Annotated in this window: 2 protein-coding genes; one reads left to right on the forward strand and one right to left on the reverse strand. The window is 39.7% G+C overall.

Annotated elements, in window-relative coordinates:
• Positions 1-300 precede the first annotated feature (300 nt).
• On the forward strand, positions 301-1,167 hold the full coding sequence (locus FHT21_RS24830; protein WP_167297393.1) for a DUF808 family protein: 867 nt from the start codon (positions 301-303) through the stop codon (positions 1,165-1,167).
• A gap of 465 nt (positions 1,168-1,632) precedes the next feature.
• Here the strand turns inward: FHT21_RS24830 and FHT21_RS24890 are convergent.
• Positions 1,633-1,827: hypothetical protein (locus tag FHT21_RS24890; protein WP_208399040.1), on the reverse strand; the 195-nt coding region annotated here is incomplete at its 5' end.

Genomic DNA, 1,827 nt, shown 5'->3' on the forward strand with positions numbered 1-1,827 from the left:
CCTTCATTGGCGGAGTAGAACGGACAGCAGGACGGGACCCAAACTAAAGGCTACTGCCACTGCGCTCCAGATCATCCAAAAATTAATCATCCGGACTAGGCTTAACAAATAAGTTAAACGCCGTAATTAACTGTTTAAAGGGGCTATTTTTCACAACTATATTCCTAATGACGTGTAAATTGATAGATTTATCTGGCCCTACCTATGCAATACTATTTAACCCATATAGCTTGAAGATTTGAATATGATTGTCTGAATCTGAAAAGGATTTAATATTTTGCGGCCTAATTGATTTTAGTTATGGCTTCAGGTTTTTTTGCGATTTTAGATGATATAGGTGCTTTAATGGACGATGTAGCGGTAACAGCCAAGGTAGCTGCCAAGAAGACTGCGGGTATTTTGGGTGATGATTTGGCGGTAAATGCAGAAAAATCAACCGGTTTTCTTTCTTCGAGAGAATTGCCCGTGTTGTGGGCAATCACCAAAGGATCATTTGTGAATAAGCTTATTATTGTTCCGATTGCTTTATTGCTCAATTTCTTTTTTCCGATAGCGATCAAAGTAATCTTGGTTCTAGGAGGGCTATATTTGGCATATGAAGGAGTAGAAAAGGTTGTTGAATATTTTTTTCATCGATCAAAGCCCCTGCATGTAGAGGCAAAAGAAGTTATCCAGGAGGGGGAGGTAGCAGAAAAAGCAAAAATCAGATCCGCTGTCGTTACAGATTTTATTCTATCAATAGAAATCGTAATTATTGCTTTGGGAAGCGTGCTCGAAGAAAAACTGCTTATACAGATTATAACCGTTTCAGCTGTAGCTTTATTGGCTACCGTTGGTGTTTACGGTATCGTAGCCATTATTGTAAGGATGGATGATGCGGGATATCGCTTAATAAAGGCCTCTGGCGAAAAGGGCATATTTTCATTTATCGGAAATCTGCTGGTTCGTTCTTTACCAATTCTAATAAAAGTATTAAGTATTGTAGGCACCATAGCATTGATCTTGGTTTCGGGTGGGATTTTTGCACATAATATTGGCTTTCTACATGATGTTCTTTATACTTTGCCTTCCATTCTTAGAGAATTTAGTTTTGGGTTAACAGCCGGACTTGCTTCAGTACTTGTTGTAACTGCAGGTAAAAAACTTTTAGCTATTATCAGAGCATAAAGAAGGTGGAAACACTCCATTTTTAAGGTTAATTTAGTTATTGTTTTCAGCAAACCAGGTTTCGTGCTACTATACAGGTGTAGTCCCGCTTTCCGTTCCAAGCGCCGCAGAAGGAGCGGCGGCTTTCCATTGCAATCGGGTTTATGTTGCAGGGGCAGTGCAGGGTACACTGTCATGGCGCCCAAAAAAAGATAAAATAGCCTTTCAGCCCTTAATGACCTTAACTGCTTAATGATGAAAAACGCCGGGTTTACCCCTAAAAACCACGTTTAGATAACTGGGCAGCCTTATTGTTTTACGCTGTCCCTAATTATTTCAGGTTGTAAACCAAATACTTACAGTAATCCCTGTGCTATTCGGTAAAAAAGCTTTGGAAGGAAGGATATTTTTTCTACTTTTGCATCCCGCTTCGGAGGAGAGGGCAGCAGACTGAAAAGCGTACAATAGGGATAGATAGAGCGGTATTTATTTTGAAATAAATATTGCGGATGAGGAAAATATTGCTACCTTTGCAGCCCGGTCCGGAAGGACGGGGAGCTGGATAAGACCAGCGTATTGAAATAGAGGGAAAGGGGAAAAAAGAGGGCTTAAAAAAATAAAATTTATTTTATTTGGAAGTTTAAAAAAGATCCTTACCTTTGCACTCCCAACCGAAAGGGA

The organism is Pedobacter sp. SG908 (assembly GCF_011759615.1).
In the GTDB taxonomy this organism is placed as follows: domain Bacteria; phylum Bacteroidota; class Bacteroidia; order Sphingobacteriales; family Sphingobacteriaceae; genus Pedobacter; species Pedobacter riviphilus.

Bases quoted from the DNA above. Each gene is read 5' to 3' on its own strand.
- FHT21_RS24830 (WP_167297393.1), top strand. From the start codon at position 301: ATGGCTTCAGGTTTTTTTGCGATTTTAGATGATATAGGTGCTTTAATG.